The 20,983-nt window shown below is 58.7% G+C and carries 21 protein-coding genes; 18 read left to right on the top strand and 3 right to left on the bottom strand.

Annotation, left to right across the window (positions count from 1 at the left end; translation table 11 throughout):
- Nucleotides 1-17: 17 nt before the first annotated feature.
- Entirely contained in the window at nucleotides 18-569 is a 552-nt protein-coding gene (gene smrB / locus WFO70_RS00985; RefSeq protein ID WP_337014147.1) for an endonuclease SmrB, read from the bottom strand.
- Between the two features lie 157 nt (nucleotides 570-726).
- Between smrB and prmB the strand changes: the two genes are divergently transcribed.
- The 6 genes from prmB (at nucleotide 727) to WFO70_RS01015 (ending at nucleotide 5,291) form a co-directional block, all read left to right on the top strand.
- Nucleotides 727-1,659 carry a 50S ribosomal protein L3 N(5)-glutamine methyltransferase gene (gene prmB, locus WFO70_RS00990; RefSeq protein WP_337014149.1) on the top strand — a complete coding sequence of 311 codons (933 nt, stop codon included), beginning with the start codon at nucleotides 727-729 and terminating at the stop codon, nucleotides 1,657-1,659.
- Between the two features lie 76 nt (nucleotides 1,660-1,735).
- Nucleotides 1,736-2,821, top strand: a complete 1,086-nt coding sequence (gene aroC / locus WFO70_RS00995) for a chorismate synthase (RefSeq protein ID WP_337014151.1) — start codon at nucleotides 1,736-1,738, stop codon at nucleotides 2,819-2,821.
- Between the two features lie 2 nt (nucleotides 2,822-2,823).
- Nucleotides 2,824-3,645, top strand: coding sequence for a penicillin-insensitive murein endopeptidase (gene mepA, locus WFO70_RS01000; RefSeq protein ID WP_337014153.1), 822 nt, complete (start codon nucleotides 2,824-2,826; stop codon nucleotides 3,643-3,645).
- Entirely contained in the window at nucleotides 3,645-4,454 is an 810-nt protein-coding gene (locus WFO70_RS01005; protein ID WP_337014155.1) for a sulfite exporter TauE/SafE family protein, read from the top strand. Before mepA ends, WFO70_RS01005 begins: the two co-directional genes overlap by 1 nt.
- Nucleotides 4,454-4,999 carry an elongation factor P hydroxylase gene (locus WFO70_RS01010; RefSeq protein ID WP_337014157.1) on the top strand — a complete coding sequence of 182 codons (546 nt, stop codon included), beginning with the start codon at nucleotides 4,454-4,456 and terminating at the stop codon, nucleotides 4,997-4,999. Before WFO70_RS01005 ends, WFO70_RS01010 begins: the two co-directional genes overlap by 1 nt.
- 13 nt (nucleotides 5,000-5,012) lie before the next feature.
- Nucleotides 5,013-5,291, top strand: a complete 279-nt coding sequence (locus tag WFO70_RS01015; protein ID WP_337014159.1) for a YfcL family protein — start codon at nucleotides 5,013-5,015, stop codon at nucleotides 5,289-5,291.
- A 35-nt stretch (nucleotides 5,292-5,326) separates the two neighbouring features.
- On the opposite strand, the gene mnmC is transcribed toward WFO70_RS01015, so the two are convergent.
- Nucleotides 5,327-7,330 carry a bifunctional tRNA (5-methylaminomethyl-2-thiouridine)(34)-methyltransferase MnmD/FAD-dependent 5-carboxymethylaminomethyl-2-thiouridine(34) oxidoreductase MnmC gene (gene mnmC / locus WFO70_RS01020; protein ID WP_337014161.1) on the bottom strand — a complete coding sequence of 668 codons (2,004 nt, stop codon included), beginning with the start codon at nucleotides 7,328-7,330 and terminating at the stop codon, nucleotides 5,327-5,329.
- Between the two features lie 158 nt (nucleotides 7,331-7,488).
- Between mnmC and fabB the strand changes: the two genes are divergently transcribed.
- On the top strand, nucleotides 7,489-8,706 hold the full coding sequence (gene fabB / locus WFO70_RS01025) for a beta-ketoacyl-ACP synthase I (RefSeq protein ID WP_337014163.1): 1,218 nt from the start codon (nucleotides 7,489-7,491) through the stop codon (nucleotides 8,704-8,706).
- Between the two features lie 68 nt (nucleotides 8,707-8,774).
- Nucleotides 8,775-9,953: an MFS transporter gene (locus WFO70_RS01030; protein WP_337014165.1), complete on the top strand. Its 1,179-nt coding sequence runs from the start codon at nucleotides 8,775-8,777 to the stop codon at nucleotides 9,951-9,953.
- An 80-nt stretch (nucleotides 9,954-10,033) separates the two neighbouring features.
- On the opposite strand, the gene flk is transcribed toward WFO70_RS01030, so the two are convergent.
- The gene (gene flk / locus WFO70_RS01035) at nucleotides 10,034-11,038 is read right to left on the bottom strand and encodes a flagella biosynthesis regulator Flk (RefSeq protein ID WP_337014167.1); all 1,005 of its coding nucleotides are present in this window, start codon (nucleotides 11,036-11,038) and stop codon (nucleotides 10,034-10,036) included.
- Nucleotides 11,039-11,151: 113 nt separating this feature from the next.
- On the opposite strand from flk, the gene pdxB reads away from it, so the two are divergent.
- The 10 genes from pdxB to WFO70_RS01085 all read left to right on the top strand — a co-directional run bounded on the left by pdxB (nucleotide 11,152) and on the right by WFO70_RS01085 (nucleotide 20,822).
- Nucleotides 11,152-12,288, top strand: coding sequence for a 4-phosphoerythronate dehydrogenase PdxB (gene pdxB, locus WFO70_RS01040; protein ID WP_337014168.1), 1,137 nt, complete (start codon nucleotides 11,152-11,154; stop codon nucleotides 12,286-12,288).
- 67 nt (nucleotides 12,289-12,355) lie between these two features.
- Entirely contained in the window at nucleotides 12,356-13,369 is a 1,014-nt protein-coding gene (locus tag WFO70_RS01045) for an aspartate-semialdehyde dehydrogenase (protein WP_337014169.1), read from the top strand.
- Nucleotides 13,369-14,181 carry a tRNA pseudouridine(38-40) synthase TruA gene (gene truA, locus WFO70_RS01050; protein ID WP_337014170.1) on the top strand — a complete coding sequence of 271 codons (813 nt, stop codon included), beginning with the start codon at nucleotides 13,369-13,371 and terminating at the stop codon, nucleotides 14,179-14,181. Before WFO70_RS01045 ends, truA begins: the two co-directional genes overlap by 1 nt.
- A gap of 28 nt (nucleotides 14,182-14,209) precedes the next feature.
- Entirely contained in the window at nucleotides 14,210-14,869 is a 660-nt protein-coding gene (locus WFO70_RS01055; RefSeq protein WP_337014172.1) for a DedA family protein, read from the top strand.
- Nucleotides 14,870-15,011: 142 nt separating this feature from the next.
- Nucleotides 15,012-15,917: an acetyl-CoA carboxylase, carboxyltransferase subunit beta gene (gene accD / locus WFO70_RS01060; protein ID WP_103825166.1), complete on the top strand. Its 906-nt coding sequence runs from the start codon at nucleotides 15,012-15,014 to the stop codon at nucleotides 15,915-15,917.
- Between the two features lie 68 nt (nucleotides 15,918-15,985).
- Nucleotides 15,986-17,254: a bifunctional tetrahydrofolate synthase/dihydrofolate synthase gene (gene folC / locus WFO70_RS01065; RefSeq protein WP_337014174.1), complete on the top strand. Its 1,269-nt coding sequence runs from the start codon at nucleotides 15,986-15,988 to the stop codon at nucleotides 17,252-17,254.
- Complete coding sequence (gene dedD / locus WFO70_RS01070; protein ID WP_337014176.1) at nucleotides 17,244-17,939, top strand: cell division protein DedD; 696 nt, start codon at nucleotides 17,244-17,246, stop codon at nucleotides 17,937-17,939. Before folC ends, dedD begins: the two co-directional genes overlap by 11 nt.
- 184 nt (nucleotides 17,940-18,123) lie before the next feature.
- Nucleotides 18,124-18,612 carry a colicin V production protein gene (gene cvpA / locus WFO70_RS01075; RefSeq protein ID WP_333848754.1) on the top strand — a complete coding sequence of 163 codons (489 nt, stop codon included), beginning with the start codon at nucleotides 18,124-18,126 and terminating at the stop codon, nucleotides 18,610-18,612.
- Between the two features lie 33 nt (nucleotides 18,613-18,645).
- On the top strand, nucleotides 18,646-20,163 hold the full coding sequence (gene purF / locus WFO70_RS01080) for an amidophosphoribosyltransferase (RefSeq protein ID WP_142486570.1): 1,518 nt from the start codon (nucleotides 18,646-18,648) through the stop codon (nucleotides 20,161-20,163).
- 89 nt (nucleotides 20,164-20,252) lie between these two features.
- Nucleotides 20,253-20,822 (top strand): UbiX family flavin prenyltransferase, encoded by a 570-nt coding sequence (locus WFO70_RS01085; protein ID WP_337014180.1) that lies wholly within the window; start codon nucleotides 20,253-20,255, stop codon nucleotides 20,820-20,822.
- The last annotated feature ends 161 nt before the right edge of the window (nucleotides 20,823-20,983 follow it).

Genomic DNA, 20,983 nt, shown 5'->3' on the forward strand with positions numbered 1-20,983 from the left:
AGCCACCCGCCTGCCTGTCAGGGCAGCTCAGGCGGTTGCCACTCTTCTACTTCAATCAGCACCAGCAAGGCGGCATCACCGCCGTACTCTTTCGGTGCCTGATGAAAAGCCATCACGTGCGGATGCTGGGCAAGCCACAACGGGGTTTGCTGCTTGAGGATATGCTTTCCGTGGCCGTGCATCACGCAGGCGCAGAACAGATGTTCCCGGCGGCAGGCCGCAATCAGCGCGCCCAGCTCCTGTTTGGCCTGCATCTGGGTTAACCCGTGCAGATCGAGAAACAGCTCCGGCGAATAATCTCCCCGACGTAATTTTTTCAGCTCGAAATGGCTGACGTCCGCGCGCACATATTTTACCGCGCCCTCGGTGTTCAGCAGCGGCTGAAACTCATCGGAAAAATAGTGGCTGGCATCGGCCTGCTCCTGAATCAGCCGTTTTACCGGCACTTCACTCACTTTTTTGCGTAACGGAGGGTGGACGATGGTGTCCTGCTTGATTTTACGCGTGCCGGTCATCAGCTGACGAAACAGCGTTTGATCCTCCTCGCTCAGCGATGTTTTCTTTTTCATGGGTCCGTCTCATCTCTTATTTCCGACAGTGTACCTGACTCGCCGCACGGCAAAACGCATTTTTTACCCGCAAGGCGTTAGCGACAGTGCTGATTTATCGCCGTCTTCGTGGCACACTAGCCGCCGAAAATTTAGCGAGCATGCCCTGGAGAATATAATGGATAAAATTTTTGTCGATGAAGCGGTGAATGAGCTGCAAACCATTCAGGACATGTTGCGTTGGGCGGTCAGCCGTTTCAGCGCGGCCAATATCTGGTACGGTCACGGCACCGATAACCCGTGGGACGAAGCGGTGCAGCTGGTCCTGCCGTCCCTCTATCTGCCGCTGGATATCCCGGAAGACATGCGCTCTGCGCGTCTGACCTCCAGCGAGAAACACCGCATCGTTGAGCGCGTGATCCGCCGCGTTAACGAGCGTATCCCGGTGGCCTACCTCACCAATAAAGCCTGGTTCTGCGGCCATGAGTTCTTCGTTGATGAACGCGTGCTGGTGCCGCGCTCGCCGATCGGGGAACTGATCAATAACCACTTCGCCGGTCTGATTGACCATCAGCCGGAGCACATTCTGGACATGTGTACCGGCAGCGCCTGCATCGCCATTGCCTGTGCCTACTCGTTCCCGGATGCGGAAGTGGACGCGGTCGACATCTCCCCGGATGCGCTGGCGGTAGCGGAACACAATATTGAAGAGCACGGCCTGATCCATCACGTAACGCCGATCCGCTCCGATCTGTTCCGCGATCTGCCGAAAGTGCAGTACGACCTGATCGTTACCAATCCGCCGTACGTTGATGCAGAAGATATGTCCGATCTGCCGAACGAGTATCGCCACGAACCTGAATTGGGTCTGGCCTCCGGCTCTGACGGTCTGAAGCTCACCCGTCGCATCCTCGCCTGCGCCCCGGATTATCTGACCGATGACGGCATTCTGATTTGTGAAGTGGGTAACAGCATGGTACATCTGATGGAGCAATATCCGGATGTGCCGTTCACCTGGCTTGAGTTCGACAACGGTGGCGACGGCGTCTTCATGCTGACCAAAGCGCAGCTTCTCGCCGCGCGCGAGCACTTCAGCATCTACAAAGATTAATCCAACGGGCTTCGGCCCGTTTCACATTGCGCAAACACAGAAAGCTCAAACACAGAACAACGAAAACGGAGCCGTGATGGCAGGAAACAGTATTGGACAATTATTCCGCGTGACCACCTTTGGTGAGTCGCATGGTCTGGCGCTGGGTTGCATCGTTGATGGCGTACCGCCAGGCATCGAACTGACTGAAGCCGATTTACAACACGATCTCGACAGACGCCGCCCGGGGACATCGCGCTACACCACCCAGCGTCGCGAGCCGGATCAGGTCAAAATCCTGTCAGGCGTCTTTGAAGGACGCACCACCGGCACCAGTATTGGCCTGCTGATTGAGAATACCGATCAGCGTTCACAGGACTACGGCGCCATCAAGGACGTGTTCCGTCCGGGTCATGCCGACTATACCTACGAACAAAAATACGGCTTCCGCGACTATCGCGGCGGCGGACGCTCCTCCGCCCGTGAAACCGCCATGCGCGTCGCCGCTGGCGCTATCGCCAAAAAATACCTGGCGCAGAAATTTGGCATCGTTATTCGCGGCTGTCTGACCCAGATGGGCGATATTCCGCTGGCGATCGCTGACTGGGATCAGGTTGAGCAGAACCCGTTCTTCTGCGCGGATGCCTCAAAGCTGGAGGCGCTGGACGAACTGATGCGCGGCCTGAAGAAAGAGGGCGACTCCATCGGGGCCAAAGTCACGGTGGTGGCTGATGGCGTCCCGCCGGGCTGGGGTGAGCCGGTCTTTGACCGTCTCGACGCCGACATCGCCCATGCGATGATGAGCATCAACGCGGTGAAAGGGGTCGAGATTGGCGACGGTTTTGACGTGGTAGCCCTGCGCGGCAGCCAGAACCGGGATGAAATTACCAAAGAGGGCTTCCAGAGCAACCACGCGGGCGGCGTGCTCGGCGGGATCAGCAGCGGGCAGCAGATTGTCACCCATATTGCGCTGAAACCGACCTCCAGCATTACCGTGCCGGGGCGTACCCTGAACCGTGCGGGCGAAGAAGTCGAAATGATCACCAAAGGACGTCACGATCCCTGCGTCGGGATCCGCGCGGTGCCGATCGCAGAAGCGATGCTGGCGATCGTGCTGATGGATCACTTCCTGCGCCAGCGTGCGCAGAATGCGGATGTGACGACCCCACTTCCACGCTGGTAACCATGAAAAAAACCGCAATTGCTCTGCTGGCGCTGCTGGCCAGCGGGGCCTCGCTGGCGGCAACGCCGTGGCAGAAAATCACCCAACCGGTCGCGGGTAGCGCCCAGTCGATTGGCGCGTTTTCCAATGGTTGTATCGTCGGTGCCCAGGCGCTGCCGCTGCAGTCCGACACCTGGCAGGTGATGCGCACCGATCAGCGCCGCTACTTCGGCCACCCGGATCTGGTGCTGTTTATCCAGCGGCTGGGCAATCAGGTGCATAACCTGGGGCTGGGCACGATGCTGATTGGCGATATGGGGATGCCGGCAGGCGGACGCTTCAACGGCGGCCACGCCAGTCATCAGACCGGGCTGGACGTCGATATTTTCCTCCAGCTGCCGAAAACGCGCTGGACATCTTCCCAACTGCTGAAGCCGCAGGCGCTCGATCTGGTCGCCAGCGATGGCAAGCGCGTAGTGCCGTCGCTCTGGTCGCAGGACGTCTCCAGCATGATCAAACTGGCGGCGAAAGATAACGAGGTGACGCGCATCTTCGTGAATCCGGCCATCAAGCAGCAGCTCTGCCAGGATGCCGGTACCGACCGCGACTGGCTGCGCAAAGTGCGGCCCTGGTTCCAGCATCGCGCGCACATGCACGTGCGCCTGCGCTGCCCGGCGAACAGCCTCGAGTGTGAAGATCAACCGTTACCGCCGCCAGGCGATGGCTGCGGCGCGGAATTACAAAGCTGGTTTGAGCCAGCGAAACCTGGACCTAAGCCTGAGAAGAAGACACCGCCTCCGTTGCCGCCTTCCTGCCAGGCGCTACTGGATGAACATGCCCTGTGATGGACCAATTTACTGAGTTGTTTATGGTGTCGCCGCTGCTGCTGGCGGCGCTGTTTTTTATCGCCATGCTGGCCGGATTTATTGATGCTCTGGCCGGTGGCGGCGGATTGCTGACCGTTCCGGCGCTGCTGGCGGCAGGGATGAGCCCGGCCCAGGCGCTGGCCACCAACAAGCTGCAGGCCTGCGGTGGGTCATTATCCGCGTCCATCTACTTTATTCGCCGCAAGGTGGTGAGCCTGGCCGATCAGAAGCTCAATATTCTGATGACCTTTATCGGCTCAACCAGCGGCGCGCTGCTGGTTCAGCACGTGCAGTCCGATATTTTGCGCCAGATTTTGCCGATCCTTGTCATCTGTATTGGTCTCTACTTTTTGCTGATGCCAAAGCTCGGGGAAGAGGATCGTCAGCGCCGCCTGCACGGTCTGCCGTTTGCCCTCGTCGCTGGCGGCTGCGTCGGCTTCTATGACGGCTTTTTCGGCCCCGGTGCCGGGTCGTTTTACGCCCTGGCCTTTGTCACCCTGGCCGGGTTTAATCTCGCCAAATCCACCGCTCACGCCAAGGTACTGAATGCCACCTCGAATCTGGGCGGCCTGCTGCTGTTTATCATCGGCGGGAAGGTGATCTGGGCGACCGGCTTTGTGATGATGGCCGGACAATTTCTGGGCGCACGGGTTGGATCGCGCCTGGTGTTAAGTAAAGGGCAACAGCTCATCCGTCCGATGATTGTCATTGTTTCGGCCGTCATGAGTGCCAAACTTCTTTATGACAGCCACGGACAGGAGATCCTCCACTGGTTGGGGATGAACTAATGAACAGTACGCATAAGTATGAACAGCTGATCGCCATTTTCGACGGCTGTTTTGCCGATGATTTTAATACCCGTCTGATTAAAGGCGACGACGAACCGATCTATCTTCCTGCAGATGCTGAGATTCCGTATAACCGGATCGTCTTCGCGCACGGCTTTTATGCCAGCGGTTTGCATGAGATATCGCACTGGTGCATTGCCGGAAAAGCGCGTCGCGAGCTGGTGGACTTTGGCTACTGGTACTGCCCGGACGGGCGTGACGCGGCGACCCAGGGGCAGTTTGAAGATGTGGAAGTGAAACCCCAGGCGCTGGAGTGGCTGTTCTGCGTGGCGGCAGGATTTCCGTTCAACGTCAGCTGCGACAACCTCGAAGGCGACTTCGAGCCAGACCGTATTGTCTTCCAGCGCCGCGTTCACGCGCAGGTGATGGAGTATCTTGAGAAAGGCATCCCGGAACGTCCGGCGCGCCTGATCAAGGCTTTACAGAATTATTACCACACGCCGGAGATCACGGCGGAATGCTTCCCGTGGCCGGAAGATTTATAACTGAGGAAAGAAGATGATCGCAGAATTTGAATCACGCATTCTGGCGTTAATTGATGACATGGTAGAACACGCCAGTGACGATGAGCTGTTCGCCAGCGGTTATCTGCGTGGACACCTGACGCTGGCCGTCGCCGAGCTGGAAGCCGGGGACGACCATTCGCCGCAAGCGGTACACACAGAAGTGTCCCGCAGTCTGGAAAAAGCCATTCTGGCGGGCGAACTCTCCCCGCGCGACCAGTCGCTCGTGCTGGGGATGTGGGAGACGCTGTTTCAGAAAGCCAGCCTGAACTGATCGGGCATCGCCCGGTGGCGCGACGCTTACCGGGCCTACGCTTTTACCATCTTCCCCTTCAACAACTTCCTCACCCATAACCGGTTCGGATTCAGGGCCGCCAGCGTATGTGCATCCAGCGGGATCGGCTCATGGCTCATCTGCGCGGCAAGCACTTCTGCGGTCAGCGGTGCGGTACAGAGTCCGCGTGAACCCAGCCCGCCCAGCATAAACAGATTGCGGAATTCCGGGGCACTCACTGCCTGATCCTTGTTGTTGGCTAAATCCTGATACGCCACCAGGGTGGCCTCATAGTCCGGGACCGCCCCGGTCATCGGCAGATGATCCCGGGTGGCGCAGCGAATACCGTTGCGCGCCTCGCCGGCGCTAATGTCAACCTCACGCGCCCATGCCGCCTGGGGTAAACAGTCGATCAACCGCTGGCGGTTATGCTGCTGATCCCCGTCGCTGTACTGCGGCTCCGTCTGCCCACGGTGATAGCTTGCCCCGATACAGTGCTGGCCGTTGGCCGGGTTTTGCGGGGTCAGATACCCGTCGTAGCACAGCACCTGGCGCAGCTGGCTTAGCTGCGGTGCTGCCGGGATATGGCTTACCTGGCCGCCCACCGGATAAACCGGCAGCGGGGCGGTCTGGCTGAACTGGTTGATGCCGTGCCCGTTCGCCAGCACCACGCTGCCGTGCCGGGCATGCTCGCCCTCCGCGAAGTGCAGCGTCCAGTGCGCGTCGCTCTGCTCGAGGGAGGTCACCCTGCGGCCGTAGTGCACCTGCAGGCCAAGGGCTTGCGCCTGGGCAATTACCGCCGCGGTAAGCTGGGCCGGGCACAGCCAGCCGCCGAGCGGATACTGGATCCCGCCGCAGCCGGTTGGCACCCCAATGCTCTCTTCCACCTGGTGGGCATCGACCGCCACCGCGATCTGCTCGGGCAGGCCCAGAGCGAGCATATGGTTAATTTTCTGCTGGCTCTTCTCATCCCAGCCAAGCTGGGTCACGCCGCACCAGGCGTGATCAAAGGCGACCGGCAGGGCATCGTACAGGCGACGGGCGAAGGTAAAAGCCGTCGGGAAAAACTGGCTCAGCGCCGCATCATGCGCGCTCAACAGGGGGTAAAGCGCCCCCTGACGATTGCCGGAGGCACCGGTGGCCGGGGCGTCGTCAGCACAGTAGAGCGCCACCTGCCAGCCGCGGCGCAGCAGCGCCAGCGACAGCAGAGCGCTGGCGATCCCGCCGCCCACCACGGCGGTTTCTCGCCCGTCGCTGGCGCTGCGGGCAAACCACGGCGTGCGGGCAGGGGTGGGGCGATCCTGCTCCATCACCCCGACGAGCATTTCGCGCTTGCGGCCAAAGCCTTTGGTTTTTTTCATGGTGAAGCCCGCTTCCTGCAGGCCGCGACGGACAAATCCGGCGCAGGTGAAGGTGGCAAGCGTCGCCCCAGGCCGTGCAAGGCGGGCCATCGCGGCAAACAGCGTCGGGCTCCACATGTCCGGGTTTTTGGCGGGAGCAAAGCCGTCGAGGAACCAGGCGTCAACCTGCTGGTTGAGCGAATCGTCCAGTCTGTCAGTGAGGTCGTTGATGTCTCCCAGCCAGATATCGAGAGTGACGCGCCCGTCGTCCAGCAGCAGACGATGGCAGCCCGCGATGGGCAGCGGCCACTGGGCCTGAAGCTGCTCTGCCCAGGGGGCTAATTCCGGCCAGCGCTGATGCGCCAGGCGCAGGTCGTCGGCGGCCAGCGGGAATTTCTCAAAACTGATGAAATGTAACCTTTGCAGCGTAGCCTCAGGGTGAGCCACCCGGAAGCGATCGAACGCCTGCCAGAGGGTAAGGAAATTCAACCCGGTGCCAAATCCACTCTCCGCCACCACGAACAGATCGCGGGGATGCGCCGGAAAACGGGCATTCAGCTGGTTTCCGTCGAGGAAAACATAACGTGTCTCTTCCAGTCCGTTATCATTAGAGAAGTAGACATCATCAAAATCTCGGGAAACAGGTGTACCCTCAGCGTTGAATTCGAGGTTGGCAGGTTGTATGGCGTTTTGTTTCACGTAAGTTACTCGTCTGACAGGCTGTGCCGCGATCTTAACGATGTGCGTCTGATGGTGCAAATTTCCGCAGAAATTGGCTGATCGGACTTGTTCGGCGTACAAGTGTACGCTATTGTGCGACTCGAAACTTAAAATAGTGCGACTTACAGAGGTATTGAATGAAACGTGCAGTGATTACTGGCTTGGGCATCGTTTCCAGCATCGGTAATAACCAGCAGGAAGTCCTGGCATCTCTGCGTGAAGGACGCTCCGGGATCACCTTCTCTGAAGAGTTTAAAGATTCAGGTATGCGCAGCCACGTCTGGGGTAATGTCAAACTGGACACCACGGGCATGATCGATCGCAAAGTGGTCCGTTTCATGAACGATGCCTCTATCTACGCCTACCTCTCCATGCAGGAAGCGATTGCTGATGCGGGCCTGAGCGAAGAGGTTTATCAGAACAACCCACGCGTGGGCCTGATCGCCGGTTCCGGCGGTTCATCAAAAGCACAGGTGTTCGGTGCTGACGCCATGCGTAGCCCGCGCGGCCTGAAAGCGGTGGGTCCATACGTGGTGACCAAAGCGATGGGCTCAGCGGTATCCGCGTGCCTGGCGACCCCGTTCAAAATTCACGGCGTAAACTACTCCATCAGCTCCGCCTGTGCGACTTCCGCTCACTGTATCGGTAACGCGGTAGAGCAGATCCAGCTGGGCAAACAGGACATCGTGTTTGCTGGCGGCGGCGAAGAGCTGGGCTGGGAAATGGCCTGTGAGTTCGACGCGATGGGCGCTCTGTCCACCAAATACAACGAAACGCCAGAAAAAGCCTCCCGTACTTATGATGCAAGCCGTGACGGCTTCGTTATCGCAGGCGGCGGCGGTATGGTGGTGGTTGAAGAGCTGGAACACGCTCTGGCCCGTGGCGCACACATCTATGCTGAGATCGTTGGCTACGGCGCAACCTCCGACGGCGCAGACATGGTTGCTCCATCCGGTGAAGGCGCGGTGCGCTGCATGAAGATGGCGATGCACGGCGTTGATACCCCAATCGACTACCTGAACTCCCACGGGACCTCTACTCCGGTAGGCGACGTGAAAGAGCTGGGTGCAATCCGCGAAGTGTTCGGCGACAACAGCCCGGCGATCTCCGCGACCAAAGCCATGACCGGTCACTCGCTGGGTGCGGCTGGCGTGCAGGAAGCCATCTACTCCCTGCTGATGCTGGAACACGGCTTCATCGCCCCAAGCATCAACGTGGAACAGCTGGATGAGCAGGCTGCTGGCCTGAACATCGTTACTGCACCAACCGAGCGTGAGCTGAACACCGTGATGTCCAACAGCTTCGGTTTCGGCGGCACCAACGCCACGCTGGTAATGCGTAAGCTGAAAGCATAAGCGTTTGAATGTATAGTAGAAGGGAGCCTGATGGCTCCCTTTTTTTATGCCTGAACATGGAGTTATGCATGACGGCCGTTACCTCAGATAAAAACGCCTCCTCCGGAAACGTCTCGCTGTTCCGTATCGCCTTTGCGGTATTCCTCACCTATATGACCGTTGGTCTGCCGTTACCAGTGATCCCGCTGTTTGTTCACCAGGAGCTGGGCTATGGCAACACCATGGTCGGCATCGCCGTGGGTATTCAGTTTTTAGCCACGGTGTTAACCCGCGGCTACGCCGGACGGCTGGCGGATCAACACGGCGCAAAGCGCTCGGCGCTACAGGGCATGCTCGCCTGCGGGCTGGCGGGCGGCGCATGGCTACTGGCCGCGCTGCTGCCGGTAGAGGCTGCGTATAAATTTGCGCTGCTGGTGGTGGGGCGCTTGATTCTCGGTTTTGGTGAAAGCCAGCTGCTGACCGGCACCCTGACCTGGGGGATGGGGCTGGTCGGGCCCGCGCGTTCCGGCAAAGTGATGTCCTGGAACGGAATGGCGATCTATGGCGCGCTGGCCGCTGGTGCACCGCTGGGTCTGTTCATTCACAGCCATTTTGGTTTTGCGGTACTGGCGGCTACCACCATGGCGCTGCCGCTGCTGGCATGGGCGTTTAACGGCACGGTGCGTAAAGTGCCGGCTCATAAAGGCGAGCGTCCTTCTCTGTGGAGCGTGGTGGGGCAAATCTGGCAGCCAGGTCTGGGCCTTGCCCTGCAGGGCGTAGGTTTTGCGGTGATTGGGACCTTCGTCTCACTGTACTTTATGAGCCGTGGCTGGACGATGGCCGGCTTTACGCTTACCGCGTTTGGCGGCGCGTTTGTCCTGATGCGGGTGCTGTTCGGCTGGATGCCGGATCGCTATGGCGGTGTGAAGGTGGCGGTGGCGTCGCTGGTGATTGAAACCATTGGCCTTGTGCTGCTCTGGCAGGCCCCAACCGCGCCGGTTGCACTGCTGGGCGCAGCCCTGACCGGTTGTGGCTGTTCGCTGATCTTCCCTGCACTCGGTGTTGAAGTCGTCAAACGCGTTGCTCCCCAGGTGCGCGGCACGGCGCTGGGCGGGTATGCCGCGTTTCAGGATATCTCTTACGGGGTCACCGCGCCGCTGGCAGGGCTGTTAGCCACCTCGTTCGGCTATCCGTCGGTCTTCCTGGCGGGGGCGGTCTCTGCGGTGGTGGGGATAGTGGTAACGCTGGTGGCGTTTCGCCGGGGTTAGCCTTTGCCCGGTGGCGCTACGCTTACCGGGCCTACAAGGACCGTAGGCCGGGTAAGGCGAAGCCGCCACCCGGCAAAATATCACACGACCAGCCAGAAAATCGCCAGCGCAATGAGTAACGCAACCAACATCAGCCCCGGACGGGCAGAGAGGGTTCTGAAGGTTTCCACTACCGGGGCAAACAGCGGGCTGTAGATCGGCTGGATATTGCGCACTTCCGTCACGCCAGCTTCACGCTCGGTGCGGCGGGTAAAGATTTCATTAAGCAGATCCTGAACCTGGGCGGTGGTCAGCACCGTCTGCGGCGTCGCCTGCCAGTTCTGGCGGGCATAGTCCTGAATAGTGTTCCACTCCTGGGGTTCCAGCGGCTGTTTCAGCGCCGCCTGCAGGCTGTGCAGCGTCGGCGCGCTCTGGGTGCTCAGGGTCTGACGTGCCTGCAGCCAGGTGGCAAGATGGGTAAACTGCCTGGCCGGGATCAATTCTCCCGCCTTCACTCCTGACAGCTCCAGCATCGACTGCCAGATCAGCTTGGTCGGCTCGCCCGTGGCGGCGGCCAGCTTGGTCACCATCTGCTTGAGCGTGTTGTGTTCGGCAGGCAGCAGCGGGCGTTCGGTGGCCGGACGCTGCTGCGGCTGCGGAATGGCGAGCTGGTTATTTTGCAGCAGCGTCAATACCGTCTTAAGCTGCTCGGGCGTCAACTGGTTGAGTGCCGTCTGGCCGTACTGCTGGCGAATAAAATCGCTGGCCGCCTGACGGTTATTCCCCTGGCTTAACAGCTCCGTCAGTTGCGAGACCATCTGCCGGGTGGTGTGGTTAAGCTGCGCGGTGTTCAGGCGCTGGTTCAGGTTTTGCTCTGCAGCAGGGAAGTGGCGCGACAGCATAGGCGTATCGCTCTTCAGGCCCAGATCGTGTTTGACCCCGGCCCACACTTCCGCACTCTGCTGCGACGTCAGGGCAATCAGCCGGGTGATCAGGCGTTCCAGTACGGTGCGCTGCTGGGTGGAGAGGGGCTGTTCGCCTGCGACGTGAGACGGACGCGGGCCGTCACCCGGAGGTTGCGGCGGCGTACCTGAAATGGGCTGCATCGTCAAAAAATCCTTAAAGTCGTTACTCAGCGTAAACCAGGTTACGTATATGCCTGGCGGCCAGATTATGGCACACTTGGCCGGTTAACTTCCTCTCAAACAGGTACTCAGACGTGAAAATCCTCGTTGATGAAAATATGCCTTACGCCCGCGAGCTGTTCAGCCGCCTGGGTGAGGTTAAGGCCGTTCCCGGACGCCCGATCCCGCTCGCTGAGCTGGATGATGCCGACGCGCTGATGGTGCGCTCAGTGACCAAAGTGAATGAGGCGCTGTTGTCTGGCAAAGGGGTGAAGTTTGTCGGTACGGCAACCGCGGGAACCGATCATGTGGATGATGCCTGGCTGAAGCAGGCGGGGATCGGGTTTTCCGCCGCGCCGGGCTGTAACGCCATCGCGGTCGTGGAGTATGTTTTCTCTTCCCTGCTGATGCTGGCCGAGCGTGACGGGTTCACCCTGGCCGATCGTACCGTCGGTATTGTCGGGGTCGGTAACGTAGGCAGTCGCCTGCAAAAGCGCCTTGAGGCGTTAGGCATCCGCACGCTGCTGTGCGATCCCCCGCGCGCCGACCGTGGCGACGAGGGCGATTTCCAGAGCCTGGACGCCCTGGTGGCGGAATGTGACGTGCTCACCTTCCATACCCCGCTGTTTAAAGACGGGCCTTATAAATCCCTGCATCTGGCCGATGAGGCGGTGATTAGCCGCCTGAAGCCGGGCACTATCCTGATCAATGCCTGTCGTGGCCCGGTGGTGGATAACGCCGCGCTGCTGAAGCGTCTGGACGCCGGTCAGGATCTCAGCGTGGTGCTGGACGTCTGGGAGCCGGAGCCGGATCTCAACGTGGCGCTGCTGGAGAAAGTGGATATTGGCACCGCGCACATCGCCGGTTACACCCTGGAAGGCAAAGCGCGTGGCACCACCCAGGTGTTTGAGGCCTTCAGCACCTTCATTGGCAAATCGCAGCAGGTGGCGCTGGATACCCTGCTGCCGACGCCGGAATTTGGCCGCATTACCCTCCATGGCCCGCTGGATCAGGCAACGCTGAAAAGGCTGGTGCATTTAGTGTATGATGTGCGCCGCGATGACGCGCTGCTGCGAAAAGTAGCGGGTATGCCGGGTGAATTCGACAAGCTGCGCAAGCACTATGTGGAACGCCGGGAGTGGTCTTCCCTGTATGTCATGTGTGATGACGCTGCGGCGGCTTCACTGCTGCACAAGCTGGGCTTCAACGCCACTCATCATCCGGTTCGTTAATGTCTTCTTAATGCTCCCTGGCGGATAATCCGCCGGGGACGCTTTTTTATTTCTGGAGTAAACCACCATGTCTGAAGGCTGGAACATTGCCATACTGGGCGCAACGGGCGCCGTGGGCGAAGCCCTGCTTGAAACTCTTGCTGAGCGTCAGTTCCCGGTGGGGGAGATCTTTGCCCTGGCGCGTAATGAGAGCGCAGGTGAACATCTGCGTTATGAGGGCAAATCGGTACGCGTTCAGGATGCGGCTGAATTCGACTGGACCCAGGCGCAGCTGGCCTTTTTCGTCGCCGGTGCTGAAGCCTCCGCAACCTATATCGAAGACGCCACCAACGCGGGCTGTCTGGTGATTGATTCAAGCGGCCTGTTCGCCCTTGAGCCGGACGTGCCGCTGGTGGTGCCGGACGTCAACCCGTTCGTGCTGGCCGACTACCGCAACCGTAACGTCATCGCCGTCCCGGACAGCCTGACCAGCCAGCTGCTGACCGCCCTGAAACCGCTGATCGACGATGGCGGCTTATCCCGTATCTCCGTCACCAGCCTGCTGTCGGCCTCCGCCCACGGTAAAAAAGCGGTGGATGCCCTGGCCGGGCAGAGCGCGAAGCTGCTGAACGGTATTCCGGTGGACGAAGAGGACTTCTTTGGCCGTCAGCTGGCTTTCAACATGCTGCCGCTGCTGCCGGATCGCGAAGGTAGCGTGCGCGAAGAGCGTCAGCTCGTCGATCAGGTCCGCAAGATCCTGCAGGATGAGGGGCTGATGATCTCCGCCAACTGCGTGCAGTCACCGGTGTTTTACGGCCACGCCCAGATGGTGAGCTTTGAAGCCATGCGCCCGCTGGCGGCGGAAGAGGCGCGCGACGCCTTTGCCCGTGGCGAGGACATTGAACTGTCCGAAGAGAGCCAGTTCCCGACCCAGGTGGGCGATGCAACGGGCAACGCCCGTCTCTCCATCGGCTGTGTCCGCAACGACTACGGTATGCCGGAGCAGATCCAGTTCTGGTCGGTGGCCGACAACGTTCGTTTTGGCGGCGCCCTGATGGCGGTGAAAATTGCCGAGAAACTGGTGCAGGAGTATCTGTACTGATGTCAGAAGTGGAACAAAAGCCGGTCCATAAAATTGCTCTCGGGATTGAGTACGATGGCAGTAAATATTATGGCTGGCAGCGTCAGAACGAGGTGCGCAGCGTTCAGGAAAAACTGGAGAAAGCGCTCTCTCAGGTGGCGAATGAGCCCATCAATGTCCTGTGCGCGGGGCGTACCGATGCCGGTGTTCATGGTACGGGGCAGGTGGTGCATTTTGAAACCACCGCCGTGCGTAAAGACGCGGCCTGGACGCTCGGGGTAAATGCGAATTTACCTGGAGACATCGCCGTGCGTTGGGTCAAAACTGTGCCGGATGATTTTCACGCGCGTTTCAGCGCCACCGCGCGCCGCTACCGCTACATCATCTATAACCAGCGCCTGCGTCCGGCCGTGTTAGGCCAGGGCGTAACGCACTTTTACGAGCCGCTGGATGCCGATCGCATGCATCGCGCGGCGCAGGTGCTGATCGGTGAAAACGACTTTACCTCGTTTCGCGCGGTGCAGTGCCAGTCGCGGACTCCGTGGCGCAACCTGATGCACATTAACGTCAGCCGTCATGGGGCCTATGTGGTGGTGGATATCAAGGCCAACGCCTTTGTACATCATATGGTGCGGAATATTGTTGGCAGCCTGATGGAAGTGGGCGCCGGACACCAGCCGGAGAGCTGGATTGCAGAGTTGCTGGCGGCGAAGGACAGAACGCTGGCAGCAGCAACGGCGAAAGCGGAAGGGCTGTATCTGGTCTCGGTCGATTATCCGGATCGATTTGACCTTCCGAAACCGCCAATGGGCCCGCTGTTTTTAGCGGACTGATAGCCGTGGCAATAAAGGTTTAGACAATATGGATTTTATTCGCTTTGTAATTGATTTCATTCTGCATATTGATGTTCACCTGGCAGAGCTGGTCGCTGATTATGGCGTCTGGGTCTATGCCATTCTGTTCCTGATCCTGTTTTGTGAAACCGGACTGGTGGTCACTCCGTTCTTACCGGGCGATTCGCTGCTGTTCGTGGCGGGGGCGCTGGCCTCGCTGGAAACCAACGACATCAACGTTCATATGATGGTGGTGCTGATGCTTATCGCCGCGATCCTTGGTGATGCGGTGAACTACACTATAGGGCGCTTGTTTGGCGATCGGCTGTTCAGTAACCCGGACTCGAAGATTTTCCGTCGCAGCTATCTCGATAAAACCCATGCGTTTTATGAGAAACACGGCGGTAAAACCATTATTCTCGCCCGCTTTGTGCCGATCGTCAGAACCTTTGCCCCCTTTGTTGCGGGAATGGGTCATATGTCGTACCGTCATTTCGCGCTCTATAACGTCACGGGCGCGCTGCTGTGGGTACTCAGCTTTACCTACGCGGGCTATTTCTTCGGTACCATTCCTATGATTCAGGAAAATCTCAAGTTACTGATCGTAGGGATTATTGTGGTCTCCATTCTGCCGGGCGTAATCGAAATTATTCGTCACCGGCGCGCGGCGGCAAAACAAGCAAAATAAAGGCACGACTGCGGTTCGACCACTTTTTTATCCAAAGTTTCGGGCTGTTATGTTTTAATGTGCAACATTCATGGTCTGTCGGGGGCAAAAATGGCATTATGCGCCCCTTGCAGCAAACCTGGTTCAGGCAGAAAGGTTATCAATGAGCTGGATTGAACGAATTAAAAGTAATATCACCCCAACCCGCAAAGCGAGTATTCCTGAAGGGGTGTGGACCAAATGTGACAGCTGTGGCCAGGTCCTGTACCGCGCCGAGCTGGAGCGTAATCTGGAAGTTTGTCCGAAGTGCGATCATCACATGCGTATGTCGGCGCGTAACCGCCTGCATAGCCTGCTGGATGAAGGTTCTCTGGTTGAACTGGGCAGCGAGCTTGAGCCGAAAGATGTGCTGAAGTTCCGCGATTCCAAGAAATACAAAGATCGTCTGGCCTCTGCACAGAAAGAGACCGGCGAGAAAGACGCCCTGGTGGTGATGAAAGGCACTCTGCACGAGATGCCGGTGGTCGCAGCGGCGTTTGAGTTCTCCTTTATGGGCGGCTCAATGGGCTCCGTGGTTGGTGCGCGCTTTGTGCGTGCGGTTGAGCAGGCGTTGGAAGATAACTGTCCGCTGATCTGCTTCTCCGCCTCCGGTGGTGCCCGTATGCAGGAAGCGCTGATGTCGCTGATGCAGATGGCAAAAACCTCCGCAGCGCTGGCAAAAATGCAGGAGCGCGGTCTGCCGTACATCTCTGTACTGACCGACCCAACCATGGGCGGCGTATCGGCGAGCTTCGCAATGCTGGGCGATCTGAACATCGCTGAGCCAAAAGCGCTGATCGGCTTTGCCGGCCCGCGCGTTATCGAACAAACGGTACGTGAGAAACTGCCGCCGGGCTTCCAGCGCAGTGAGTTCCTTATCGAAAAAGGCGCTATCGACATGATCGTTCGCCGCCCGGAGATGCGCCTGAAACTGGCCAGCATCCTGGCGAAGCTGATGAATCTGCCGTCGCCGAGCCCGGATGAGCCGCGCGAAGGCGTGGTGGTACCGGATCAGGAACCCGAGGCCTGATAACTGAAAAGGGCAGGGCCAATGGCGCTGCCCTTTTGCTTTCTAACCGTAACTGAAAAGCGCGCAACATGGAAAATATCACTCTTCCCCAAGCCACGTCGCCTCTGGCCGCGTGGCTTTCTTATCTGGAAAACCTGCACAGTAAAGCCATCGACATGGGACTTGAGCGCGTCAGCCAGGTAGCGGCGCGCCTTGACGTTCTGAAACCGGCTCCCTTTGTCTTCACCGTCGCGGGCACCAACGGCAAAGGCACCACCTGCCGCACGCTGGAGTCCATGCTGATGGCGGCGGGCTACAAAGTGGGGGTCTACAGCTCGCCGCATCTGGTGCGCTATACCGAGCGCGTGCGGATACAGAACGCAGAGTTAGCCGAATCGGCGCATACCGCCTCCTTCGCAGAGATCGAAGCCGCGCGCGGCGACATTTCGCTCACCTATTTTGAATATGGCACCCTGTCGGCGCTGTGGCTGTTTAAGCAGGCGCAGCTGGACGTGGTGATCCTGGAAGTCGGGTTAGGCGGGCGTCTGGATGCCACCAATATTGTCGATTCGGACGTGGCGGTAGTGACCAGCATCGCGCTGGATCATATCGACTGGCTGGGGCCCGATCGCGAAAGCATTGGCCGGGAGAAAGCCGGTATTTTCCGCGCGGGTAAACCAGCGATTGTCGGAGAGCCCGATATGCCGCACACCATTGCCGATGTGGCCCGGGAGAAAGGGGCGCTGTTGCAGCGTCGCGACGTCGACTGGCGCTACAGCGTGACGGAGCGCGGCTGGCGCTTTGAAGATGCCAGCGGGGCGCTGGATAACCTGCCGCTGCCGCAGGTACCGCAGCCGAACGCCGCCACGGCATTGGCCGCACTGCGCGCCAGCGGTCTGGCGGTGAACGAGCAGGCCATCCGCGACGGCATTCAGCAGGCGATCCTCGCCGGGCGTTTCCAGATTGTGAGCGACTCTCCGCGTCTGATTCTGGATGTGGCGCATAACCCTCATGCCGCTGCCTATCTCGCCGGACGTCTCAAATCATTGCCAAAAACCGGGCGCGTGCTGGCGGTTATCGGTATGCTTCATGATAAAGATATTGGCGGCACGCTGGCCTGCATGGAGACTGTGGTCGATAGCTGGTATTGTGCACCTCTGGAAGGCCCGCGCGGGGCAACGGCTGAACAGCTGATGGAACACCTCGGCCAGGGCCAGACGTTTGCCAGCGTGGAGCTGGCATGGCGCGCGGCGATGGCGGATGCCAGACCAGAAGATACCGTGCTGGTGTGTGGATCCTTCCACACGGTGGCACATGTCATGGACGTAATGGATGCGGGGAGAACCGGTGGCAAGTAAGTTTCAGAACCGTTTAGCAGGCACCATTGTGCTGGTGGCGCTGGGGGTGATTATTCTCCCCGGGCTGCTTGATGGACAGAAAAAGCATTATCAGGATGAGTTTGCGGCGATCCCGCTGGTGCCGAAGCCTGGCGACCGGGATGAGCCGGACATGCTGCCGGCGGCAACGCAGGCGCTACCCGCTCAACCGCCTGAAGGGGCGGCGGAAGAGGTGCGGGCGGGCGATGCCGCAGCACCATCCTTAGATCCGTCGCGTCTGGCGGCCAGTAACAATAACGAACTGGATCCGGCACCGGTCGAGCAGTATGCGCCAAAACCGGTGCAGAAGCCGAAGCCGGTAGATAAGCCGAAACCGCAGCGCGATAACACCAGCCAGCAGCTGGCGGCGGCTACGGAAACGCCACCGGCCAAACCGGCGGCAGAAGAGAAACCGGCTCCGACCGGTAAAGCCTATGTGGTGCAGCTCGGGGCGTTGAAAAACGCCGACAAGGTCAACGAAGTCGTGGCTAAACTGCGGGGCGCGGGGTATCGCGTTTACACTTCACCTTCAACGCCGGTACAGGGTAAAATCACCCGTATTCTCGTCGGCCCGGATGCATCGAGAGATAAGCTGAAGGGATCGCTTGGGGAGCTGAATCAACTCTCCGGCCTGAGCGGCGTGGTGATGAACTACAGCGTGAATTGAATTTTCTCTGACTAAAAAACAGGCGTAGCAGATTGCCTGAGAAGGTAACCCGCCTGGGGCGCTGAACATTTTTTCAGCGCTTTTTTTATTTACGCGCGGGAAGGAAATCCCTACGCAAACGTTTTCTTTTTCTGTTAGAATTCGCCCCGAACTGGATGACAGGGCGTTTAATCGTGGGACGTATATGGTCTGGATTGATTACGCCATCATTGCGGTGATAGGTTTTTCCTGTCTGGTTAGCCTGATCCGTGGCTTTGTTCGTGAAGCGTTATCGCTGGTAACCTGGGGCTGCGCCTTCTTTGTTGCCAGTCATTACTACACTTACCTGTCTGTCTGGTTCACGGGCTTTGAAGATGAACTGGTCCGAAACGGAATCGCCATCGCGGTGCTGTTTATCGCGACGCTGATTGTAGGCGCCATTGTTAACTTCGTGATTGGCCAGCTGGTTGAGAAAACCGGTTTGTCAGGAACGGACAGGGTGCTCGGGATCTGTTTCGGTGCCTTGCGAGGGGTGTTGATTGTCGCCGCGATACTGTTCTTCCTTGATACCTTTACCGGGTTCTCAAAAAGTGAAGACTGGCAGAAATCGCAGCTGATCCCGCAGTTCAGCTTCATCATCAGATGGTTCTTTGACTATCTGCAAAGCTCGTCGAGTTTTTTGCCCAGGGCATAAACCCTGAGATGTGGCTTAACGAGGAAATGACGAATGTGCGGTATTGTCGGTATCGCCGGTTTCATGCCGGTAAACCAGTCTATTTATGACGCATTATCGGTGCTTCAGCACCGTGGGCAGGATGCTGCGGGTATCATCACCATTGATGCACACAACTGCTTCCGTTTACGTAAGGCCAACGGCCTGGTCAACGATGTGTTTGAAGCCCGCCATATGCAGCGTCTGCAGGGTAACATGGGTATTGGTCACGTTCGTTACCCTACCGCAGGCAGTTCCAGCGCCTCTGAAGCGCAGCCTTTCTACGTTAACTCCCCGTATGGCATCACGCTTGCCCACAACGGCAACCTGACCAACGCCCACGAGTTGCGTAAAAAGCTGTTTGAAGAGAAGCGCCGCCACATTAACACCACTTCAGATTCTGAAATTCTGCTTAACATCTTTGCCAGCGAACTGGATAACTTCCGTCACTATCCGCTGGAAGCCGACAACATTTTTGCTGCCGTGGCAGCCACTAACCGTCTCATTCGTGGAGCCTATGCCTGCGTAGCGATGATTATCGGCCACGGTATGGTCGCGTTCCGCGATCCGAACGGTATTCGTCCTCTGGTACTGGGCAAGCGTGATATCGGCGATGGCCGTACCGAGTATATGGTGGCCTCCGAAAGCGTGGCTCTGGATACCCTGGGTTTTGAGTTCCTGCGCGACGTTGCGCCGGGCGAAGCGGTCTACATCACTGAAAAAGGCCAGCTGTTTACCCGTCAGTGTGCCGAAAACCCGGTCAGCAATCCGTGCCTGTTCGAGTACGTCTACTTTGCCCGTCCGGACTCCTTCATCGACAAGATCTCCGTCTACAGCGCCCGTGTGAACATGGGCACCAAGCTCGGCGAGAAGATTGCCCGCGAGTGGGAAGATCTGGATATCGATGTGGTCATCCCAATCCCGGAAACCTCCTGCGATATCGCACTGGAGATGGCACGCATCCTGGGTAAACCGTATCGCCAGGGCTTTGTGAAAAACCGCTACGTTGGCCGTACCTTTATTATGCCAGGCCAGCAGCTGCGCCGTAAATCGGTGCGCCGCAAGCTGAACGCCAACCGCGCTGAGTTCCGCGATAAGAACGTGCTGCTGGTGGATGACTCCATCGTGCGTGGCACCACCTCTGAGCAGATTATCGAGATGGCCCGTGAAGCAGGTGCGAAGAAGGTTTATCTGGCCTCTGCGGCACCGGAGATTCGCTTCCCGAACGTCTACGGTATCGATATGCCGACCGCCAACGAGCTGATCGCCCACGGTCGTGAAGTGGACGAGATCCGCCAGATCATCGGTGCCGATGGCCTGATTTTCCAGGATCTGAACGATCTGATCGACGCGGTGCGCGCTGAGAACCCGGATATCCAGCAGTTTGAGTGCTCGGTGTTCAACGGTATTTACGTCACCAAAGATGTGGACCAGAAGTATCTGGACTACCTCGACTCTCTGCGTAACGACGATGCGAAAGCCGTGCAGATGGCGAACGATCTCGAAAGCTTAGAGATGCATAACGAAGGTTAATCCCGATCGCAGGCGAGGGCGTCCGCCCTCGCTTGCAACTCCCGCCAAAATCCTGCACAGTCTGCCCTGTTACGGTAAGGGCGATAATCATGAAACGATTGATAGTAGGGATCTCAGGGGCCAGCGGCGCGATTTACGGTGTCCGTTTGCTGCAGGTATTACGCGACGTCGCTGACGTTGAAACCCATCTGGTGATGAGCCAGGCTGCGCGTCAGACCCTCTCTCTCGAAACCGATTACTCCCTGCGCGACGTTCAGGCCCTGGCCAACGTGGTGCACGATGCCCGCGATATCGCCGCCAGCATCTCCTCCGGGTCGTTCAAGACCGCGGGGATGGTTATCCTGCCCTGTTCCATCAAAACTCTCTCCGGCATCGTCAACAGCTATACCGATACCCTGGTGACCCGTGCCGCCGACGTGGTGCTGAAAGAGCGCCGCCCGCTGGTGCTCTGCGTGCGCGAAACCCCGCTCCATCTGGGCCACCTGCGTCTGATGACCCAGGCCGCCGAACTGGGGGCGGTGATCATGCCGCCGGTGCCGGCGTTTTACCACCGTCCGCAGAGTCTGGATGACGTTATTAATCAGACTGTGAACCGGGTTCTCGACCAGTTCGACATTGAGCTGCCGGACGATCTCTTCACCCGCTGGCAGGGCGTCTGACGGGAAAGGTGTCCTACCCTGGGGCAGGTCAGCGCAACATGCCCTGTTTCAGGGCAATTCTGCAACCGCGATCATATCCTCAACATTTAATTCCTCTTTTCCTTTTTTCCCACTGCGGTTCGTTTGGCAGACCTGCTATCTTTCACCATTAAGGCAATCCT

It is taken from the genome of Leclercia sp. AS011 (assembly GCF_037152535.1).
Lineage (GTDB): Bacteria > Pseudomonadota > Gammaproteobacteria > Enterobacterales > Enterobacteriaceae > Enterobacter.

Bases quoted from the DNA above. Each gene is read 5' to 3' on its own strand.
- smrB (WP_337014147.1), bottom strand. From the start codon at position 569: ATGAAAAAGAAAACATCGCTGAGCGAGGAGGATCAAACGCTGTTTCGT.
- prmB (WP_337014149.1), top strand. From the start codon at position 727: ATGGATAAAATTTTTGTCGATGAAGCGGTGAATGAGCTGCAAACCATT.
- aroC (WP_337014151.1), top strand. From the start codon at position 1,736: ATGGCAGGAAACAGTATTGGACAATTATTCCGCGTGACCACCTTTGGT.
- mepA (WP_337014153.1), top strand. From the start codon at position 2,824: ATGAAAAAAACCGCAATTGCTCTGCTGGCGCTGCTGGCCAGCGGGGCC.
- WFO70_RS01005 (WP_337014155.1), top strand. From the start codon at position 3,645: ATGGACCAATTTACTGAGTTGTTTATGGTGTCGCCGCTGCTGCTGGCG.
- WFO70_RS01010 (WP_337014157.1), top strand. From the start codon at position 4,454: ATGAACAGTACGCATAAGTATGAACAGCTGATCGCCATTTTCGACGGC.
- WFO70_RS01015 (WP_337014159.1), top strand. From the start codon at position 5,013: ATGATCGCAGAATTTGAATCACGCATTCTGGCGTTAATTGATGACATG.
- fabB (WP_337014163.1), top strand. From the start codon at position 7,489: ATGAAACGTGCAGTGATTACTGGCTTGGGCATCGTTTCCAGCATCGGT.
- WFO70_RS01030 (WP_337014165.1), top strand. From the start codon at position 8,775: ATGACGGCCGTTACCTCAGATAAAAACGCCTCCTCCGGAAACGTCTCG.
- flk (WP_337014167.1), bottom strand. From the start codon at position 11,038: ATGCAGCCCATTTCAGGTACGCCGCCGCAACCTCCGGGTGACGGCCCG.
- WFO70_RS01045 (WP_337014169.1), top strand. From the start codon at position 12,356: ATGTCTGAAGGCTGGAACATTGCCATACTGGGCGCAACGGGCGCCGTG.
- truA (WP_337014170.1), top strand. From the start codon at position 13,369: ATGTCAGAAGTGGAACAAAAGCCGGTCCATAAAATTGCTCTCGGGATT.
- WFO70_RS01055 (WP_337014172.1), top strand. From the start codon at position 14,210: ATGGATTTTATTCGCTTTGTAATTGATTTCATTCTGCATATTGATGTT.
- accD (WP_103825166.1), top strand. From the start codon at position 15,012: ATGAGCTGGATTGAACGAATTAAAAGTAATATCACCCCAACCCGCAAA.
- folC (WP_337014174.1), top strand. From the start codon at position 15,986: ATGGAAAATATCACTCTTCCCCAAGCCACGTCGCCTCTGGCCGCGTGG.
- cvpA (WP_333848754.1), top strand. From the start codon at position 18,124: ATGGTCTGGATTGATTACGCCATCATTGCGGTGATAGGTTTTTCCTGT.
- purF (WP_142486570.1), top strand. From the start codon at position 18,646: ATGTGCGGTATTGTCGGTATCGCCGGTTTCATGCCGGTAAACCAGTCT.
- WFO70_RS01085 (WP_337014180.1), top strand. From the start codon at position 20,253: ATGAAACGATTGATAGTAGGGATCTCAGGGGCCAGCGGCGCGATTTAC.